This window comes from Rhizobium beringeri (assembly GCF_004306515.1).
Taxonomy (GTDB): Bacteria; Pseudomonadota; Alphaproteobacteria; order Rhizobiales; family Rhizobiaceae; genus Rhizobium; species Rhizobium beringeri.
In genome coordinates this window covers 2,979,379-2,996,730 of record NZ_SILG01000001.1, presented here as the reverse complement: position 1 = coordinate 2,996,730, position 17,352 = coordinate 2,979,379, and the positions used below count along the sequence as shown (strand labels likewise).

The following is a 17,352-nucleotide window of genomic DNA, read 5'->3' as shown; positions in this document are numbered from 1 at the left end:
TCGCTAGAACTTCCCGCCGTTCACCACCGCGAAACGAAAGCAAAGTCAAGCAGAAAGGGCCGCAGCCCGCCGAGCAGGGTCATTCCGAGAGGTTCATGCCGTATTTCAGGAAGATCTGCTTCTGGTCGCCGTCGGCGATCAGCTTGTCGAGGGCAGCCTGCATCCTGGCGAGCAGATCGGCCGGAAAGTTCTTCTCACAGGCGATGCCCATCGGCTGGGAGGAGAGCACGGTCACTATCTCCACCGGCTGGTCGACCCGCAGCTTCTCGAAATAGAGTTCGGAGATCGGCATCATGTCGATGCGCCCGCCAAGCAGTTTGCGCAGCGTCGCGTTGAAGTCGCTGGCGACATCGAGCTTGGTGAAGCCCTTCTCTTTCAGGATCGTCTCGGTATAATCCTCGCGCTGAGTACCAACCGTATATTTCTTCGCCTCGTCCAGATTGCCGGCGGTGACGCCCGAGCCCTTGCGGGTGATCAGGATGTTGCGGTCGATGAGCAGCGGCTCGACCCATTTGAACAACGGGTCGCGTGCGCCGTTGTGGGCGGTCGCGAAGACACAGGTCATCGGCGCCGTGCGGGCAAGGCTAAAAGCGCGCGCCCAGGGCATGATCTCGATCGTGTAGTCGACGCCGATCGCGGCCATTACCTTTTCGACCTGTTCAACGGTCGCGCCCTTGATCTCCTTGCCTTCGCGGTAGTTGAAGGGGGCATAATCCTCGGTCGTGAAGGTCACGCTTTGTGCATGGGCGGTGCAGGGCAGCGCCAGGCATGCGAGAAGCAGGAGCTTTTTCATCGGCATCATCTCCTTCGTTCTTCGTTTACGAGGCGCGTGCGACGGCCGATTGCGAGGCCATCAGTTCCTCGATCAGCGTGGCTGCGTGCTGCGGACGGTGGAAGAGGTAGCCCTGACCATAGTCGAGCCCCATCTGGTGGAGCGTGCGGCATTCCTCTTCGGTCTCGACGCCCTCGGCAATGACGGTGCAATTCATCTTGTGGGAGAGCGTGGTAATGCCTTCGATTAGCATGCGGCTTTTCTGGCGCACGTCGTCGTCGCCGTCGTTGATCGCGCGGGTGAAGGACTGGTCGATTTTGATGATGTCGACAGGGAAGCGGTTGAGGTAGCTCAGCGACGAATAGCCGGTGCCGAAGTCGTCGAGCGCGATGCGGCAGCCGAAGCGACGAAGCTCCGTGACGATCATGCGAATCTCAGGGTTGTCGTGCATCAGCACGGCTTCGGTGATCTCGACGACGATGCGCTCGGGGCGGATGCCGTGGCGACCGACGAAGGCGGCAAGACGGGCCGGCAGCGCCGGCTCGAACTGCAGCGGCGAGAAGTTGATGGCGAGATAGGTATCCTGCATGCCTGATATGCGGGAAATTTTCGCGAGGTTGGCGATCGCCTTTTCCATGATGACGTTGCCGACCCGGACGATCTTTGCCGTCTCCTCGGCGACGCTGATGATCTCGGCTGGCGGCATCAAGCCCTTCTGCGGATGGTTGAGGCGCATCAGCGCCTCGAAACCGGCAATCCCGCGGCCGTTCAGGTTGACGATCGGCTGCAGGAAGGCCTCGAACCAGTTGTCGACGAGGCCGGCTTCGATGTTGGCCTCGATTTCGGCGCGGCTGCGGGCACGGTCGAGCATGGCATTGTCGAAGAGCTGCGCGCCGTTCTTGCCGTCGCGTTTCTTTGCATACATCGCCATGTCGGATTTCTGCAGCAGTTCGGCCGCGGTTGCAGCATGATGCGGATAGATGGCGATGCCGACGGAAGCGCTCAGATGCATGTCGGGGGCGAATGGCGTTTCGAAGATCGAGGCAATCTGCTCGCACATCATCCTGGCGCGTTTTTCTGCATCCTTCGCCGGCAGCAGGATGGCAAATTCGTCGCCGCCGAGACGAGCTGCCTCGTCGGAGGGGGCAAGATGGGCCTTCAGGCGCTCGACGAGCTCGACCAGCGCCATGTCGCCGGCGGCATGGCCCATATTGTCGTTGATCCACTTGAAGCGGTCGAGATCGACGAAGAGACAGGCGAGTTCCTGGCCAGCGGCGTCGGCGGCGGCGATCTTGTTGTCGAGGACGGCTTCGAAGCCCTGGCGATTAAGAAGCCCGGTCAAGTGATCGGTGATTGCCTGGCGGTGGTTGCGGTCCTCGGAGGCCTTGAGTTCGGTGACATCGGTCATGACCGATAGCGAGAGGCGGTCGTGAGCGCCGGCTCCCGCCTCCGATTCCATGATGAGGACGTCCATGGTGCGGCCGTCCAGGCAGACAAATTTGACGGTGACGGTCAAGCCGCTTTCGGCCCGGCGGCGCTTGACGAATTTGTCGCGGGTGGTGGGGGTGACGAGATCGGCGAAGTTGCGGCCGATGACAGCAGCGCGGTTATAAGCTGTGGCAAGCAGCCAATAATCGCTGACGGCGGTGATGCGATCCTCCTCGTCGAGCGAGAAGAGCATGGCGGGAGTCAGATTGTAGATGTCGGTGGCGCGGCGGTGGGCGAACTTCAGCTCCTTTTCCTCGCTTTCGAGCTTGGTCTGCATCTCGTTGAAGCTATGGGCAAGTCGTCCCATCTCGTCGTTCGACTGCCAGTCGACGTGATGGCGTGAGCCCAGTTGGCGGGTGGCTTCGATCGCTGCCGTCAGCCGCATCAGGGGCTGGATGACGAAGAAGCGGTTGCCGATCAGCGCCGTGCCGAAAACGGTCAGCACCGCGAAGATGAAGATCGAGATGAAGACGACCTCTTCTTGCTTCAGGCCGGAAAACAGGCCGAGCGCAGGATAATAGACGCTGATGCTGCCGAGGTTCTTCGGACCGTCGACGGTGTTGTAGATGATGGCGCGCGACACCTGCACGAGCTTGCCGTCGAAGGAGCGCGGAATGGTGGACTGGCTGACGTCGAGCTGGCCCGACTGGTCACGCACTTCGACCTTGACGATGGCGCCCTGGGAAACGACCGTCGCGCTGATCTGGGTGACGCTGTCCTCATCGAGGTCCCACAGGGGTTTGGCCAGCGCCTGGGCATTGGCGACAAGAAGAACGGAGATATGGTCGCGTATTTCCTTGTCGGCCCGCTCCGAGGAAAGAAAAAGGAAGAGAACAAAGAGGGGAGCGACAAAAACAAGCAGCGCTCCGCAAACTATCGCAAAAAATCTGTTCTCAACGGAATTGTTCATGGTTCCGTCTACTCCCCGGGCCGGCCATATTTGCTGTCGCGCGTTGAGGCGGGCTTCTTCGCAGCTGACGAAGCATGCTTTCACGAATTTGTTAAATGTTGCTGAAACGGGGCGTTTCCGGGCAATGAAAAGCCCGCTTTCCAGGGGAAAGCGGGCCATATGCTTTACAAATTGGTCGAAGCGATCAGGCTTCGGCTCCACCTTCCGCAGCAGTCTCGTCAATGCCGCCAGCCGGGGCAATGATGGTCGCGATCGTGAAGTCGCGGTCGATGACCGGGGTGACGCCCTTCGGCAGGGTGACTTCCGAGATATGGATGCTGTCGCCGATCTTCTTGCCGCTGAGGTCAATGTTGAAGAATTCAGGGATCGCATCGGCCGGGCAATGAACTTCGACTTCATGGCGAACGATGTTCAGAACGCCGCCGACCTTGAGGCCCGGGGACTTCTCTTCGTTGATGAAGTGAACGGGGATTTCGACGGTCACCTGGGTGTTGCCGGAGACGCGCAGGAAATCGACATGCAACGTGAAGTCACGGACCGGATCGAGCTGGTAGTCCTTCGGCAGAACCTTGTGCTTCTTGCCGTCGACTTCGATCGTGGCCACGGTGGTCATGAAACCACCGGCGTGAATGCGCTTCGTCACCTCATTGGTGTTGAGAGCGATGGCAATGGGGGCCTGCTTGTCACCATAGATGACAGCGGGAATCAAACCGTTGCGGCGAAGTTCACGGGCGGACCCCTTACCAACCCGTTCGCGCGCCTCGGCCTTGAGCTCGTAAGTTTCCTGGCTCATGGCTATTCCTTTCGAGGTTATTTGGAGAGTTCGGCGGCGGGCAAAAGCCTTGTTCCGACGAACCGGAGGCGGTATGACCCGACCTCATCCGCGTTGCCTCCAAGGGTGTCTACACGGACCGGTGGCCTATATTATAAGTCGATCGGAAACGCAAGTTGCGGATTTGGGCTGTTTTCCGGTGATATACACGCTTCGACAAGCCGAAACCGCATTCGAGCATCGCGTCGATCGCCAACGGTGAGCCGAGTGCGGCATACGAGGAGGCGATGTTCTCGCCCGTCCGAAATACGCGGCCGTATGAAGGCAAAATTGCCATTCTCTTCCACAGCTGAGGTTGACATCGGCGCGCTTCGCATCTTTGGATGGCCGCATTCAAAAAAGGGGCTGAGGAGAAATCGGACTATGCGTCTCAAACTTGTCACGGCAACGAGCTTGCTGGCACTTTGCCTTGTCACCACGGCCCAGGGTGTCGAGATCAATCAAGATGGCGCCAATGCGGTCAAGGACAATCTGACGAAGCTGCTTCCTGAGGATCTTGCGAAGAGCGGCCTGCTTACCGTCAATCCGGCGGGCTCCCGCTACGAGATCATTTACGATCTGGCGAAGCTGCTTGCCAAAGCCGATCCGGCGACATTTGCGATCAACGGGCTGACGCCGTTCTCGATGTTCGCTACGCCGCTCGACAGCGGGCTCTGGAACATTGAGGGTGACAACAAGCTCAACGTCTCCGGCCATTTCAAAGGCCCCGACCAGAAGCCGACGGATTTCTCCTACTCCATCGCTTCGCTTGTCTACACCGGCGTCTTCGATCCGGCGATCAGCTATCTGCGCTCCGGCACCTTCACCGCCAAGGACATCAAGGTCGCCAGCAAGTCCGACACCGAGGAAGTCCATGCCAGCTTTGCCGGGATGGACCAAAAGCTGACTTCAACGGACAGCGCAGGCGGCAACGGGCGTATCGATTTCGCGGGCAGTGGCTCGATGTCGACTTTCGTCGAGCAGGTTTCCGGCATGCAAATGCCGCCCGTTGAAATCCGTGCAGACTCGATCGATTTCGATGCCAAGGTGAACGGCCTGCCGGCCAAGCAAATCCGCGAGATCGTCCTTTTCATTCTCGACCATCTCGAGGAGAAGGAACTAAGCCCAGAAAACAGCGACAAGATAAAGGGAATGCTCAAGCAAGCCTTTCCGATTCTTGCCTCGTTCAGCGAGACAATCGGGGTCAATAATCTGACCGTCAGCAGCCAAGTAGGCAATGGCGGCGTCAAGGCGTTCGGTTACAACCTGGCTATGGACGGGCCGAGCGACGCCATGCGTTTCGGCTTCGGCATCGACGCGCAGGACATCAGCCTCGACAGCCCGGCGATGCCGGCAAGTTATTCGCCCTTCGTGCCGAACAATTTCGATCTGCAACTCGCCATTCCGAATCTGGATTTCGCAACCTTCGGCGACGCGCTCATGGCGATGGATTTCAACGCCAAGCCGCCGGAGCAAAGCGGCGACGAGATGGCGAAAAAGCTCTTCCGCGATGGCCGGCTCACCATCGAATTTCCGAAGGTCAGCGCCAAGTCCGATGTCTACGACGTCGACATGACGGGTAAGATCGAGGGACGGGTCGACACCCAGAAGGACTATTCGATGGAGGCGACGATCCTTGCCCGCGATCTCGACAAGACGATCGCCGCGGTTCAGGAGCTTGCCAAGACGGATCCCGACCTCAACCAGGTCTCCTTCGGCATCATGATGGTGAAGGGCTTTGCCAAGACCGATGCAGATGGCCGCTCGCGCTGGGACATCAGCATCAGCCGCGATGGCTCCGTGGCGATCAATGGCCAGCAGATCAAGGGGCCGGATGGTCCGGATGAGGATCAGGATCAAGATCAGGGGCTGGAGCCAGACCAGCAGGAACGGGATCAGGGTCAGGACGCGGTACCTGCGCCGCCGCAGCAGCCTTGAGCGTTATCAATTGGGATCAGAAATGAAAGAGGCCGGCCTTGTGCCGGCTTTTTGCGTCTTGCGTCACAAGCCTCGCCGAGACCAACGATCGGGACGACGGTTTGCGAACGGGGCTCCGCGGCAATCAACGGCCAGCAATTCACGCGGCTCGGAGAGCGTGCCCGGTAATAGCTTGGTCCATCTGAAGTAGAAATTGAAAGAGCCGGTCGAATGCCGGCTCTTTTTAATCGAAGAGGCTGGAGACGGACTCTTCCTGAGCCGTTCGGCTGATGGCTTCGCCGATCAGCGGCGCCGTCGTTACGACGCGGATATTGTGGGCCGAGAGCACGGCCGTGGTCGGCTGGATGGAATCCGTGATGACGAGTTCGCGCAGCTTCGAGGAGGTCACGCGGGTGACCGCGCCGCCGGAGAGAACGCCGTGGGTGATATAGGCGGTGACGCTGGATGCGCCCTTGGCCAGCATCGCGTCGGCCGCGTTGCAGAGCGTGCCGCCGGAATCGACGATATCGTCGATCAGCAGGCAGTCCTTGCCGGCAATGTCGCCGATGATGTTCATGACTTCGGATTCACCCGGCCGATCGCGACGCTTGTCGACGATGGCCAGAAGACAGTCCAGGCGCTTCGCGAGCGCGCGGGCGCGAACCACGCCGCCGACGTCGGGCGAGACGACCACGACGTTGCTGAGGTCATAGTGGCTCTTGATGTCGCGGGTCAGCACGGGCATGGCAAAGAGATTGTCGGTCGGGATATCGAAGAAGCCCTGGATCTGCCCGGCATGGAGATCGAGCGTCATGACGCGGTCGGCGCCGGCTTCGGTAATGAGGTTTGCGACCAGCTTGGCGGAGATCGGCGTGCGGCCGGAGGCCCGGCGGTCCTGACGGGCATAGCCGAAGTAGGGTAGGACGGCGGTGATGCGGCGGGCTGACGAACGACGCATCGCGTCGATCATGATCAGCAGCTCCATCAGATGGTCGTTGGCGGGAAAGGCGGTCGGCTGCACGAGGAAAACATCCTCACCGCGCACATTTTCCTGGATTTCCACGAAGATTTCCTGATCGGCAAACCTTCGAACACTGGCTTTCCCCAAGGGAACATTGAGATAGTTGCAGATCGCTTCGGCGAGTTGCCGGTTCGAATTGCCTGCGAAAACCTTCATTTTGGTCCGCCTGTTATGCGCTGATAGCCGCGCTTTTTAGTCAGCTTCCCCGTGAATGCAAGGGCAAACGCGCCACAGGCTTCCATATTTGCAAAAAGTTTGTGACTAACCGCCTTGAGTCTGCCGCCAAGAGGCGAATTCCGCGATGGTTTTTGAACCGATTTGCTGCATCACCGATGCTGGAACGCCCGCCCAGGGATCGGCCGCGGCCGTCGGCACGCTTTCCTGTCCCTGGATACGGTGCAGGCGGGCGCCGCCGCTGTCGAGAATATCCCAGACATAGACCACTGTAACCTTGCCGTCGTCGCTGAAGGCGGAGAGATAGCCTTTGAGGATGTAATCGCTGCTCGCATCGTTCGAGCTCTTGATGGAAAGGCCGTGCGCACGCGCCTCGGTGCCGAGCTGGCGCGAGAGCGGTGTCACTGCCTGCACCGGCGCGCCGATGATCGGCAGGAAGCGTACGGTACTGCCGCGAACGGAGGAGAGGGCGGCGGTCTGCTGCGGCTGTTGCGCCTCGGCCGGCTGAGCCGACTGTGCGGGAAGACTACCACTGGCCGCCGGCGGTGGCAGCGATTGTCCGTCGATCGGGGCGGAGGCGGCTGGTGAGGAGCTGCTCCTCGACAGGGCGTCTGCCTGCTCCTGCATCGTCGTCGGCGGCGCGCCGGTGCCGGGCCGATAGGCCTGCTGCGACTGATCATAGGCTGGATGGTAGCCGCCCTGCTGCGAGCTTCCCGAGAAACTCGGCTGGCGGGTGCCCGCCAAACGCTCGGCTTCGCTCTGCGTCACCGGGCTCGACGACGCGCGGCCGGAGGAATCGCCGATATCGACCTGCGGTGTCAGCGCATCGGTGGTATTGCAGGCGGTCAGCAGAGCCATGACGAACAGGAGCGTGGGCACAATCGCAGCTCGCGTCATCCCTTGATCCGTCCTTCCAACAATCGCAATCAGCCCCACCCGAATTTATGCGGGTGGGAACTGTCGTCTGTCAATTCCGGATTCTCACCGGTCAAAGCCCGATGAAATCGAGCGGATGGCGCGACAAGGCGCGCGGCGCATCCACTGTCGTCAGATAAGTCTGGCCGAGCGTCATCGCCGTGCCCGTATCGGAATCGGCGATGATCATGTGCACGAAGAGCGACATGTTCGGCTCGATCGGCTGTGGATTGCCGACATGGAACATCTGATGCTCCATCCAGGAGGGCGAGAAACGGGCGCCGAGCGAATAACCGCAGGCATTCAGCCGGTGGCGGGCCAGGCCGCGCTCATCGATGATCCTGGCATGCATGTCGAAGACATCGCCGAAGGTCTGGCCGGGCTTCAGTACGGTCTCGATCGCCTCAATGGTTTCGCGGCAGGCGTTGTAGAGCTCGCGGTGGCGATGCGTCGGCTCGCCGATGACGATCGTCCGCATCATGGCGGCATGGTAATGCGCATAGGCGCCGGCCCATTCGAGCGTCAGCTGGTCGCTGGCGTCGAGCTTGCGGCGGCCGGCCTTGTAGCGGCAGAGCAGCGCGTCGGCGCCGGAGCCGATGATAAATTCGTTGGCGGGATAGTCGCCGCCGCCGGAAAAGATCGCGCCCTGCATGGCGGCGAGGATATCGGCCTCGTCGGCGCCGGGTTTTGTGAGCCGGATCGCAGCATCGAGCGCATCGTCGGCGAGAACGGCGGCGCGCTCGACATAGGCGACCTCCGTCGGGCTCTTTATCAGGCGCAGGCGGCTGACGAGGTAGGAGGCGTCGACGATCTGGCCGAAGGTGGTCAATTGCGCGTCCAGCAGGCGGGCGACGCGGCCGGTCATGCCGTGCGTATCGTATTCGATGCCGATGCGGGCGCCGAGCAGATCCATCTCGACCAGCAGGTTCTTCAGGTCGAGCGTCGGGTCGGCATTGACCCGGTCGACCCAGATATGGATGTCCTCGAGGATTGAGGTGTGCCTGGCCTGGCGAAGATCGGCCGAGCGGGTGATCAGCGCCATGGTGCCGTCACTCTTGACGACCAGCGTCTGGAAGAAGCAGTAGCCGAAGGTGTCGTAGCCGGTCAGCCAGTACATGCTTTCCTGGGCGAAGAGCAGCAAGGCGTCGAGCTTTTCTTCCTTCATCTTCTCGGTGAGGCGCGCAAGCCGGCTTGCGAATTCGGCCTTTTTGAAGTGCAGTGCCATTCTGCTCAAGTCTCCCTGATTGATATCGCGGAAATCTGGCGGCCGTAATCCGGCTCCTTGCGATGTGTCGTCCTACGGTAGGAAAAGAAGCGCTCGTTGTCCGGATAAGTGCAGAGGCCGAGGCTTTCGGCACGCACGCCGGCTTTCGTCAGCCGGTCGACGGTCAGCGCCGGTAGGTCGAACATGGCGTGGCCGGGCGTTGCGGAAGGCACGAAAAAGCGCTCGTCGTCCGGGTTTTCGGCGACGAAACGCTCGACGAATTCGGGACCGACCTCATAACTTGCCTGGCTGATCGAGGGGCCGAGGCAGGCGACGATGCTGCCGCGGTCCGCACCCAGCGCCTCCATGGCGGCGACGGTATTTTCGAGCACGCCCGTCAACGCGCCCTTCCAGCCGGCATGGGCGGCGCCGATGACGCGATTGTCCGGGTCAGCAAACAGGATCGGTCCGCAATCGGCGGCAAGCACGCCAAGCACAATACCAGGGGCCGCCGTCACCATTGCATCGGCGTCGGGGCGGATGCCGTCATAATCGGCGCCGATCGTCACGACATCGGGGGAATGGACCTGATGCACGGTTGCCAGCCGCTCGACCGGCAGGCCGAACCAGGCGGCGACGCGACGGCGATTTTCCAGAACCTTGTCGCGTTCGTCGCTGGAGCCGAGGCCGACATTGAGGCCGCGATACAGCCCTTCGGAAACGCCGCCGGCCCGAGTGAAATAACCGTGCCGGATCGCGCTGCCCGCCGCCTGGTTCAGCAGCGCGCTTTCGATCGGTGCGGGAGAGGCCGCGTCCTGCATCTGTGATTCCGGGGTTTTCGAGGGGTTTGTCATTATCCCAAGCGCATCGCATATGCGGCGCGCTTCAAGTTCTTGTTTCGGGCGGATGTTGAACCAGCCGCGTGCGCCCTGTCAATCCACCGGACGAAAGGGCATGAGATCGATGGCGGGATAGGACACCGCCATCACCTTGAAGAGTTCGCCCATCCGGCCTTCACCGGCGCCGGCGAGCCTTTCGACCGCCGTCTGGATGACCTGCTGGGTTTGCGGCTCGCGATCGCGGCCGAGGGCGGTTGCGCGCTCGAGGATGCCGAGGCCGGTCAGAAAATCACCTTGATGCAAGGCGCCGTTCAGATGGAGGCCGGCCGCAAGCGCCGTTTCGGCGAGCTGCTGGAAGTCGACATGGCTCGTCAGATCGGCTTCACCTGGATGGGCGAGCGGCGGGTCGAATTCATGCATGCGCACGGCCTGCAGCGTATCACCGAAGCCGGTGACGAGATGGCCGTAGTCGATCGTAAGCGCCGTGCCGCCGAAAGTGCGCAGCCGCTCGCAGATCGCCATCATCACCGCCTGGCGGGCAGGCGAGATCTCGAAGAGCGTGCCGACCGGCACGTTCTGCACCGGTTCGGGCAGCAAGCTGGGGTCGATGCCGGCGACGCCGGCGGCAAAGGTGAGCTCGCCATCGGCGTCGATGCCGACCATGCGCTCGCGGAAACCCGTCGGCATGCGAACGAACTGGCGGATCGGGATGGCGTCGAAGAGTTCGTTGGCGGCAATCAGCGTGAAGCCGGCCGGCACTTCATCGAAGCCATCGTGCCAAGTGATCTTCTCGCCGTGGGGTTCGAGCGTCTGGCTCTGGACGTCTCGCAGGCGCTCGCTGGTTTCGACGAGATGCACGGTCATGGCGTCGAAAAGCGGTGGAGCGATGCGGGAGATGACGCGCAGCATGTCGGCCATCATGGTGCCGCGGCCGGGGCCGATCTCGACGAGGCGGACATCCGTCGGTGTGCCGTGGCGCTGCCATGCATGGACGATGAAGACGCCGATCATCTCGCCGAAGATCTGGCTGACCTCGGGCGCGGTGACGAAATCACCGGAACGCCCGAAGGGCTCGCGGGTGCGGTAGTAGCCGTGTTCGGGGTCTGCGAGGCAGAGCGAGAAATAATCGGTGACGCTGATCGGGCCGTTGGCCTGGATGATCGCCTTGATCTTTTCGCCTAGAGCGGTGGTCATGTCGCGCGTCCTGCCGTTTTCAGAGCTGCAGCGCAGCCTGGCGGCGGGCCCGCAGCATCGCCCAGAGGCCGAGTAGGATCATCGGGGAGGAGAGCACCATGCCCATGGTCAGCCAGTTCGTGCCGAGGAGGTAACCGAGCTGGGCATCAGGCTCGCGGAAGAATTCGACGAAGATGCGCGACAGCGCATAACCGCAAACGAAGACGCCTGTAATGAAGCCGGGGCTTTTCAGCGCGCGCATGCCGTAGACCAGGGCGGCCAGCACCAGGAGCAGAACGATGCCTTCGAGGCCGGCTTCGTAAAGCTGGCTCGGATGGCGGGCGAAGGGACCGCCGGTCGGGAAGACCACGGCCCACGGCACGTCGGTCAACCGGCCCCACAGCTCGCCATTGATGAAATTGGCGATGCGGCCGAAAAACAGACCGAAGGGAACGACGGTGGCGACGATATCGAACAGGCTCCAGATCGGGATGGCGTTGCGGCGGGCAAAGAGGATCATGGCGATCGTCGTGCCGGTCAGGCCGCCATGGAAGGACATGCCGCCGTTCCAGATCTCGAGCGCACGGAGGGGACTGCGCAGGACGGCGGGGAGATCATAGAAGAAAATATAGCCGAGACGGCCGCCGAGGACGACGCCAAGCGCTGCCCAGACGATGAAATCGTCGAGCTGCGTCCTTGATATCGGCGAGACGTTGCCGGGCCAGAGACTTTCATTGGCGGCGAGGCGGCGCGCATAGGCCCAGCCGAGCAGGATGCCGGCGACGTAAGCGAGACCGTACCAGTGAATCGCCAGCGGACCGATCGAAAAGGCGATCGGATCGATATCCGGGAAAGGCATGATGGCAAGGAGATCGGCTGCTATCGGCAAGGTTTTCCACCTGTTGAGTTGCGCGGAACATGCCGCTGCGATCCCGGACGGTCAAGTCCATTGTTCGTGATGGCGCGTTCCCGGCCAGTTCCGGCAAGCTTATCCCGTGCAAAGCGCTTGCATCGTCGATGGTGAAGCCCTACCTCAACTCTTGAGGCCCCGAAGGGCTGAATTCACCTCATGCGAAGGGAGAAAAACGCCATGACGACCGGAACGAACCGCATCATGGACGAATTCGCCAAGCTGATGACCGATGCGGCCGGTGCCGCCCAGGGCGTCCGCAAGGAGATCGAAACCGCCTTCAACGCTCAGGCCGAGCGTTGGCTGAACAGCATGGACATCGTCAAGCGCGAGGAGTTCGAGGCCGTGCGCGAGATGGCGATCAAGGCACGCGACGAGAACGAGGCGCTCGCCGCCCGCATCGCAGCACTCGAGGCGAAGCTTGCCGGCGAGGGCGCTTAAGTCCCGGTACGACACAGATGCGGCGTTGCCTTCATGCCACACGCCGCATCTTCCGTAAAAAAACCAGGTGAGTTTTCCACCTGTGGACACTGGCAAAAAAGCCAATTCGCAGAGTCGCTTATTCTCCCTTCTGAATTGAATTTCGAAGAGCCTTTCCACAGTGGCCGGTCCTATTTTCCGTTCAGGGGGCTGGCAGGGGGCAAGGGGCGCTATACACTGATTTTAAATGATGATTCGAAGCGACTTGGTAAGCTCCGGGCAGGTTATCTGCGTTAAGTCTGGCAGCGGTTCAACGATCATCCGAGTGGTGGTTTCCGGTATTTGCGTGTGTCTTTCTTGTGTTCGTACACCAAGTTAGGTCGCATTCGTTCCGGTCAAGAAGGTGCTGCATGAACCTGATGGAATTGGAAGTCGAGCGTCAGTCGAACCCGGTCGACATGATCGAGTACGTTGCCTCCAACAACGACTGGTCGTTCGAACGCTCCGGCGAGGACGAGATCGCGATGACGGTCGAGGGGCGCTGGACGGACTACCACGTCTCCTTCTCCTGGATGGAGGAATTCGAGGCGCTGCACCTTGGCTGCGCCTTTGATATCAAAGTTCCCGACATCAGGGTCAATGAGGTGGTCAAGCTGCTCTCGGCGATCAACGGGCAGGTGCTGATGGGGCATTTCGACCTCTGGCGCCAGGAAGATGTCGTCATTTTCCGCCAATCGCTGCTGCTTGCCGGCGGTGCGGAGCCTACCAATCGCCAGGTTGAGGTGCTGCTTTCCAGCGCGCTCGACACCTGCGAGGCCTATTTCCAGGCATTCCAGTTCGTCGTCTGGTCCGGCATGGAAGCGACGAAGGCGATGGAAGCCGTGCTGTTCGAGACGGTCGGCGAGGCTTAAGATGCCGGCGAAGGCTTTCTCCTCGACACACCCCGTCGTTCTGATCGGCGCCGGAAATATGGGCGGGGCGATGCTCTCCGGCTGGCTGAAGAGTGGCGTTCCGGGCTCGGCTGTCATTGTCGTCGATCCCGGTCCGTCGCCGGCGATGCTGGCGACGATCAAAGAGGCTGGTGCCACCCATCTGACCGCGCTTCCGGCGGATTTGAAGGCAAGCGTGCTGTTCCTCGCGGTCAAGCCACAGGTGATGGAGACGGTGCTGCCGGCGGTGAAGAGCGCCGTCGGGTCGGACACGGTCGTCGTCTCGGTCGCAGCCGGCAAGACGCTCGGTTTCCTCGAGAAACATCTCGGCAAGGCCGCCATGGTGCGGGCCATGCCGAATACGCCGGCCATGGTCGGGCGTGGCGTCACCGGTGCCTTTGCCAATTCAGGGGTCAGCGACCCTCAGCGCGAACGCGTGCATTCCCTTCTGCGCGTCTCAGGCCCGGTCGAATGGGTGCCGGCGGAAGCCGATATCGATGCCGTGACCGCGCTTTCGGGCAGCGGTCCGGCTTATGTATTCTATCTCGTCGAATGTATGGCGGAGGCAGGCCGTAAACTCGGTCTGCAGGCGGACCTCGCCATGCGTCTTGCGCGGGAAACAGTCGCGGGGGCTGGTGAACTCATGCACCAGTCCCCCGACGACGCTTCGCGGCTGCGGGAGAATGTAACCTCTCCCGGTGGCACGACGGCGGCAGCGCTCGCCGTACTGATGGCCGAAGACGGTATGCAGCCCTTGTTCGACGCAGCACTCGCGGCAGCGCGCAAGCGGGCCGAGGAACTGGCCGGCTGACGGAGACCATATGGCCGAAGAGATCACCTACGCCGATTTCGAGCGTGTCGACATTCGCGTCGGCACGATCATCGAGGCCAGTCCCTTTCCGGAGGCGCGCAAGCCGGCGATCAAGCTGGTGATCGATTTCGGCCCTGACATCGGTACCAGAAAATCCTCAGCGCAGATCACCGTGCACTATACGCCGGAAAGCCTGCTGGGCCGGCAAGTGCTCGGCGTCGTCAATTTCCCGCCGCGCCAGATCGGGCCATTCCGCTCGGAAGTGTTGACGCTGGGATTCGAGGACGAGAACGGCGCGATCGTGCTAGCTGCGGTCGAACAGCCGGTGCCAAACGGCCGAAAGATGATGTGAGCGCGAGCTCACACTTAAAGCGCGTCGCGTCGAATCGGATTCATGCGACGCGAACCGCTGCGCACTTTTGGGCGACATGCATTAGTTGTTCGGGGCTTCGCCTGATGTGCCGGCATCGGATCCTCCACGAGGCCTGATCTCCCGCAGAAATGGATTGCTGCGCCGCTCGTCGCCGATGCGGCCGCCGGGGCCGTGGCCGCAGATGAAGCCTACGTCGTCGCCAAGCGGCAATACCTTGTCGCGGATTGAATCGAGAAGCTGCTGATGATCGCCGCCCGGCAGGTCGGTGCGGCCGATCGAGCCGTTGAAGAGGACATCGCCGAGATGGGCGAAATTCTGCGCACGGTTGAAATAGATGATGTGGCCGGGGGCATGGCCGGGCGTGTGATAGACCTCGAATTCATGGGCGCCGAAAGAAATCTTGTCGCCGTCTTTCAGCCAGCGGTCGGGCACGACGTTACGCAATCCTGATATGCCGTATTTCGCGGCCTGGGTCTCGATCCGCTGCAGCAGCGGCAGGTCGTCCTGATGCGGGCCAACCACGTCGATGCCGAGAGCTTCCTTCAATTCACTGGCGCCGCCGGCATGGTCGAGATGGCCGTGTGTCAGCCAGATTTCCTTGATGGTCAGGCCGTTCTGGGCAATCGCCTGCAGGATGAGCGGCACGTCGCCGCCGGGATCGACGACGACGCCTTCCTTGGTATCGGGATCGAAGAAGATCGTGCAGTTTTGCTGGAAGGGTGTCACCGGAATGATGCCGGCCTGGAGCATGCCCATAAGTGCCTCGCTTGGTGTCTCTGCTGTTTCGGGTATAGTCCGAAATCGTGGCAAGGACAGCCGGAATCTTCCGCCATTGGCGGCGTGCCTCACGGTAAAAAGACGGACTGCAACACGAGTTTATGCCTCTCTTCGCCATCGTCGCAGGGCGAGAAAATCGAGTTTTTCTCAATTATTATAATCATTTGCATGAAATCTCCCGCAAGTAGGGTTTCGCTCGGCGGAGCGCAGGGGAACATCGTGGAACCCCGCGCGTTGTCAGCCCATCGAAACCAAGGAGACGCTCACATGACCTTGAAGAGAAACATTCTGCTGGCAGGCGCGGTGCTGATGGCTAGCGCCGGTCTTGCACAGGCGGAGATGATGGCGACGACGGTCAACGATCTCAACGTTCGCGCTGGCCCCGGCCCGCAATATCCCTCGGTCGGTCTTGCCACCCGCGGCTCCACAGCAGTCCTCGACGGTTGCATCGAAGGCAGCCGCTGGTGCCGTGTCGACGTCAACGGCATGCGTGGTTGGGTCTATGCCGATTATCTGCAGGTCGATCACGGCGGCAGCTCTGTTATCGTCGAGCAGCACCGCACCGAGATCGGCGTTCCCAGCGTGACATACGAGTCGACCGCGAGTGTCGTTCCGGCCGAGCCGCAGCCGGCGCCGGGCGATGAGTTGCTCGGCCCCGTCGGGTCGGTCGAGACTATCACCCCGCCGGAGACGGTGCGCACCTATATCGACACCAATCCGGGTGAGACGGTGCAGCTTGGCGGCGATGTCGTCGTCGGCGCGGAAGTGCCTGCAGACGTCACTTTCCAGACGATTCCCGACTACGAGTACCGCTATACGAGGATCAACGATCGGCCGGTGCTGGTCGATCCCGGTACGCGCCGGATCGTCTACGTCTATCAATGACGTGATCGACAGAAACTGAGGCGAGGCGGACGTCGGACCGCCTCGTTCCGGGGCGCTTTTCCCTGCCTTAATCCCGCATCGGTTGATTTTTCTTAACGCTTTCCTCCAAGATATGATAAAATACTAATATGCCGAAGGTTCGGCATGGATCGGCGATCGGGGAGATCGCCAGAGGAGGAAATCATGGAAGCGCTACTTCCGCTCATCACGCAATTGATTGCCGGTGCAATCGGCGGCAACGCCGCGAGCGCCGCTTTGAAGCAGCAGGCGATCAACGTCGTCGCCCGTACGATCGCAGGTGCGATCGGCGGCGTTGCCGGCGGTATGCTGCTCAGCATGGTCGGTGGGGAAGCGGCCATGACCGGCTTGATCGCCGACGGCATCGGCGGCCTGATCGGCGGCGGCATTCTCTCGACGCTCGCCGGACTGGTCATGGCACGGGCGCATAGGTAAAAGGCCCGGCAGGCGGTTATCTATAGCGCCGCGCGTCTTTTGAGACGCGCAATGGACGCTGTAGCACTTAAATTGCTGCATAATTTTATCCTTTAAGGAATTATGCAGTAGCCGGACCGATTGTGAGAGGGTCTTATTCGGCGGCGATCGCCGCCGGATAGACTTCCTTCATGTAGTCGTTCATCAGCATTTCAGAGATCATTGACGGCGTGAAGCGGTACCGGCCGATATCGGAAACCGGGGTCACTTCCGTAGCCGACGTTGATGCGGTTGGCCTGCGCCGAAACGCCCATCATCGAACATAGGCATCATGGACCCCCTGGCGCTTCAGGAGCTCGACGGAGTAGGGCAACTTTGAAGCCGAGGATCTCAGCGGATCTGTGCAGACGCTGGTTATGTTCGGTGAGCTTAAACACCCGGCCGCCATAGGCGCCTCGCCTTCGAAGACGGCGCTGGCATAGTGCAGGCCGTGGGTCAGCACGTGGATCTTGGCGTCTTTCCAGGCGACGAGCTCGCCGTTGAACGATATTTCACCGTCCAGCTGGTCGAAAGGAACTGAAGCCATCCCTA

Annotated in this window: 17 protein-coding genes and 1 pseudogene; 7 read left to right on the top strand and 11 right to left on the bottom strand. The window is 61.2% G+C overall.

The features are described 5' to 3' along the window. Window positions 1-79: 79 nt before the first annotated feature. The 3 genes from ELH03_RS15155 to ELH03_RS15145 form a co-directional block, all read right to left on the bottom strand. Window positions 80-793: a substrate-binding periplasmic protein gene (locus ELH03_RS15155; protein WP_128402813.1), complete on the bottom strand. Its 714-nt coding sequence runs from the start codon at window positions 791-793 to the stop codon at window positions 80-82. Between the two features lie 25 nt (window positions 794-818). After that, window positions 819-3,170: an EAL domain-containing protein gene (locus ELH03_RS15150; RefSeq protein ID WP_130766470.1), complete on the bottom strand. Its 2,352-nt coding sequence runs from the start codon at window positions 3,168-3,170 to the stop codon at window positions 819-821. A 184-nt stretch (window positions 3,171-3,354) separates the two neighbouring features. Next, window positions 3,355-3,963 (bottom strand): 50S ribosomal protein L25/general stress protein Ctc, encoded by a 609-nt coding sequence (locus tag ELH03_RS15145; protein WP_018483211.1) that lies wholly within the window; start codon window positions 3,961-3,963, stop codon window positions 3,355-3,357. 402 nt (window positions 3,964-4,365) lie between these two features. Here ELH03_RS15145 and ELH03_RS15140 point away from each other — a divergent pair, with 402 nt between their 5' ends. After that, complete coding sequence (locus ELH03_RS15140; RefSeq protein ID WP_128402811.1) at window positions 4,366-5,919, top strand: hypothetical protein; 1,554 nt, start codon at window positions 4,366-4,368, stop codon at window positions 5,917-5,919. Window positions 5,920-6,142: 223 nt separating this feature from the next. Here ELH03_RS15140 and ELH03_RS15135 read toward each other — a convergent pair whose 3' ends face one another. From ELH03_RS15135 to lgt, 6 genes are all read right to left on the bottom strand, one after another. Then, window positions 6,143-7,075 (bottom strand): ribose-phosphate pyrophosphokinase, encoded by a 933-nt coding sequence (locus ELH03_RS15135; protein WP_018073974.1) that lies wholly within the window; start codon window positions 7,073-7,075, stop codon window positions 6,143-6,145. Between the two features lie 105 nt (window positions 7,076-7,180). Then, window positions 7,181-7,990 (bottom strand): hypothetical protein, encoded by an 810-nt coding sequence (locus ELH03_RS15130; protein WP_128402810.1) that lies wholly within the window; start codon window positions 7,988-7,990, stop codon window positions 7,181-7,183. Window positions 7,991-8,081: 91 nt separating this feature from the next. Beyond that, the gene (locus ELH03_RS15125; RefSeq protein WP_130766469.1) at window positions 8,082-9,233 is read right to left on the bottom strand and encodes a M24 family metallopeptidase; all 1,152 of its coding nucleotides are present in this window, start codon (window positions 9,231-9,233) and stop codon (window positions 8,082-8,084) included. Between the two features lie 5 nt (window positions 9,234-9,238). Next, entirely contained in the window at window positions 9,239-10,033 is a 795-nt protein-coding gene (gene pgeF / locus ELH03_RS15120) for a peptidoglycan editing factor PgeF (RefSeq protein ID WP_128402808.1), read from the bottom strand. A 111-nt stretch (window positions 10,034-10,144) separates the two neighbouring features. Then, complete coding sequence (locus ELH03_RS15115; RefSeq protein WP_128402807.1) at window positions 10,145-11,245, bottom strand: class I SAM-dependent methyltransferase; 1,101 nt, start codon at window positions 11,243-11,245, stop codon at window positions 10,145-10,147. A 19-nt stretch (window positions 11,246-11,264) separates the two neighbouring features. After that, window positions 11,265-12,113 carry a prolipoprotein diacylglyceryl transferase gene (gene lgt / locus ELH03_RS15110; RefSeq protein WP_128402806.1) on the bottom strand — a complete coding sequence of 283 codons (849 nt, stop codon included), beginning with the start codon at window positions 12,111-12,113 and terminating at the stop codon, window positions 11,265-11,267. Window positions 12,114-12,314: 201 nt separating this feature from the next. Between lgt and ELH03_RS15105 the strand changes: the two genes are divergently transcribed. The 4 genes from ELH03_RS15105 to ELH03_RS15090 all read left to right on the top strand — a co-directional run bounded on the left by ELH03_RS15105 (window position 12,315) and on the right by ELH03_RS15090 (window position 14,646). After that, complete coding sequence (locus ELH03_RS15105; protein ID WP_003541711.1) at window positions 12,315-12,575, top strand: accessory factor UbiK family protein; 261 nt, start codon at window positions 12,315-12,317, stop codon at window positions 12,573-12,575. 389 nt (window positions 12,576-12,964) lie between these two features. Next, window positions 12,965-13,465: a type III secretion system chaperone family protein gene (locus tag ELH03_RS15100; protein WP_003541709.1), complete on the top strand. Its 501-nt coding sequence runs from the start codon at window positions 12,965-12,967 to the stop codon at window positions 13,463-13,465. Between the two features lies 1 nt (window position 13,466). Beyond that, on the top strand, window positions 13,467-14,294 hold the full coding sequence (gene proC, locus ELH03_RS15095; RefSeq protein WP_128402805.1) for a pyrroline-5-carboxylate reductase: 828 nt from the start codon (window positions 13,467-13,469) through the stop codon (window positions 14,292-14,294). 10 nt (window positions 14,295-14,304) lie between these two features. Next, a complete protein-coding gene (locus ELH03_RS15090; RefSeq protein ID WP_027683594.1) occupies window positions 14,305-14,646 on the top strand; it encodes a tRNA-binding protein in 342 nt (113 codons plus the stop codon). 81 nt (window positions 14,647-14,727) lie between these two features. Here ELH03_RS15090 and ELH03_RS15085 read toward each other — a convergent pair whose 3' ends face one another. Beyond that, window positions 14,728-15,423: an MBL fold metallo-hydrolase gene (locus ELH03_RS15085; protein WP_128402804.1), complete on the bottom strand. Its 696-nt coding sequence runs from the start codon at window positions 15,421-15,423 to the stop codon at window positions 14,728-14,730. A 288-nt stretch (window positions 15,424-15,711) separates the two neighbouring features. On the opposite strand from ELH03_RS15085, the gene ELH03_RS15080 reads away from it, so the two are divergent. Both ELH03_RS15080 and ELH03_RS15075 read left to right on the top strand, forming a co-directional pair. Next, complete coding sequence (locus ELH03_RS15080) at window positions 15,712-16,329, top strand: DUF1236 domain-containing protein (protein WP_026188479.1); 618 nt, start codon at window positions 15,712-15,714, stop codon at window positions 16,327-16,329. 183 nt (window positions 16,330-16,512) lie between these two features. Next, window positions 16,513-16,782 (top strand): hypothetical protein, encoded by a 270-nt coding sequence (locus tag ELH03_RS15075; protein WP_003541697.1) that lies wholly within the window; start codon window positions 16,513-16,515, stop codon window positions 16,780-16,782. Between the two features lie 260 nt (window positions 16,783-17,042). Here ELH03_RS15075 and ELH03_RS15070 read toward each other — a convergent pair. Beyond that, window positions 17,043-17,347 (bottom strand): annotated as a pseudogene (locus tag ELH03_RS15070) (aminotransferase class IV); the annotation flags it as partial. Between the last annotated feature and the right edge of the window lie 5 nt (window positions 17,348-17,352).

Coding starts and splice junctions, on each gene's coding strand:
- ELH03_RS15090 (WP_027683594.1), top strand. CDS start 14,305: ATGGCCGAAGAGATCACCTACGCCGATTTCGAGCGTGTCGACATTCGC.
- ELH03_RS15140 (WP_128402811.1), top strand. CDS start 4,366: ATGCGTCTCAAACTTGTCACGGCAACGAGCTTGCTGGCACTTTGCCTT.
- ELH03_RS15080 (WP_026188479.1), top strand. CDS start 15,712: ATGACCTTGAAGAGAAACATTCTGCTGGCAGGCGCGGTGCTGATGGCT.
- ELH03_RS15145 (WP_018483211.1), bottom strand. CDS start 3,963: ATGAGCCAGGAAACTTACGAGCTCAAGGCCGAGGCGCGCGAACGGGTT.
- ELH03_RS15105 (WP_003541711.1), top strand. CDS start 12,315: ATGACGACCGGAACGAACCGCATCATGGACGAATTCGCCAAGCTGATG.
- ELH03_RS15130 (WP_128402810.1), bottom strand. CDS start 7,990: ATGACGCGAGCTGCGATTGTGCCCACGCTCCTGTTCGTCATGGCTCTG.
- ELH03_RS15135 (WP_018073974.1), bottom strand. CDS start 7,075: ATGAAGGTTTTCGCAGGCAATTCGAACCGGCAACTCGCCGAAGCGATC.
- proC (WP_128402805.1), top strand. CDS start 13,467: ATGCCGGCGAAGGCTTTCTCCTCGACACACCCCGTCGTTCTGATCGGC.
- ELH03_RS15125 (WP_130766469.1), bottom strand. CDS start 9,233: ATGGCACTGCACTTCAAAAAGGCCGAATTCGCAAGCCGGCTTGCGCGC.
- ELH03_RS15150 (WP_130766470.1), bottom strand. CDS start 3,170: ATGAACAATTCCGTTGAGAACAGATTTTTTGCGATAGTTTGCGGAGCG.
- pgeF (WP_128402808.1), bottom strand. CDS start 10,033: ATGCAGGACGCGGCCTCTCCCGCACCGATCGAAAGCGCGCTGCTGAAC.
- ELH03_RS15115 (WP_128402807.1), bottom strand. CDS start 11,245: ATGACCACCGCTCTAGGCGAAAAGATCAAGGCGATCATCCAGGCCAAC.
- ELH03_RS15100 (WP_003541709.1), top strand. CDS start 12,965: ATGAACCTGATGGAATTGGAAGTCGAGCGTCAGTCGAACCCGGTCGAC.
- ELH03_RS15155 (WP_128402813.1), bottom strand. CDS start 793: ATGAAAAAGCTCCTGCTTCTCGCATGCCTGGCGCTGCCCTGCACCGCC.
- ELH03_RS15075 (WP_003541697.1), top strand. CDS start 16,513: ATGGAAGCGCTACTTCCGCTCATCACGCAATTGATTGCCGGTGCAATC.
- ELH03_RS15085 (WP_128402804.1), bottom strand. CDS start 15,423: ATGGGCATGCTCCAGGCCGGCATCATTCCGGTGACACCCTTCCAGCAA.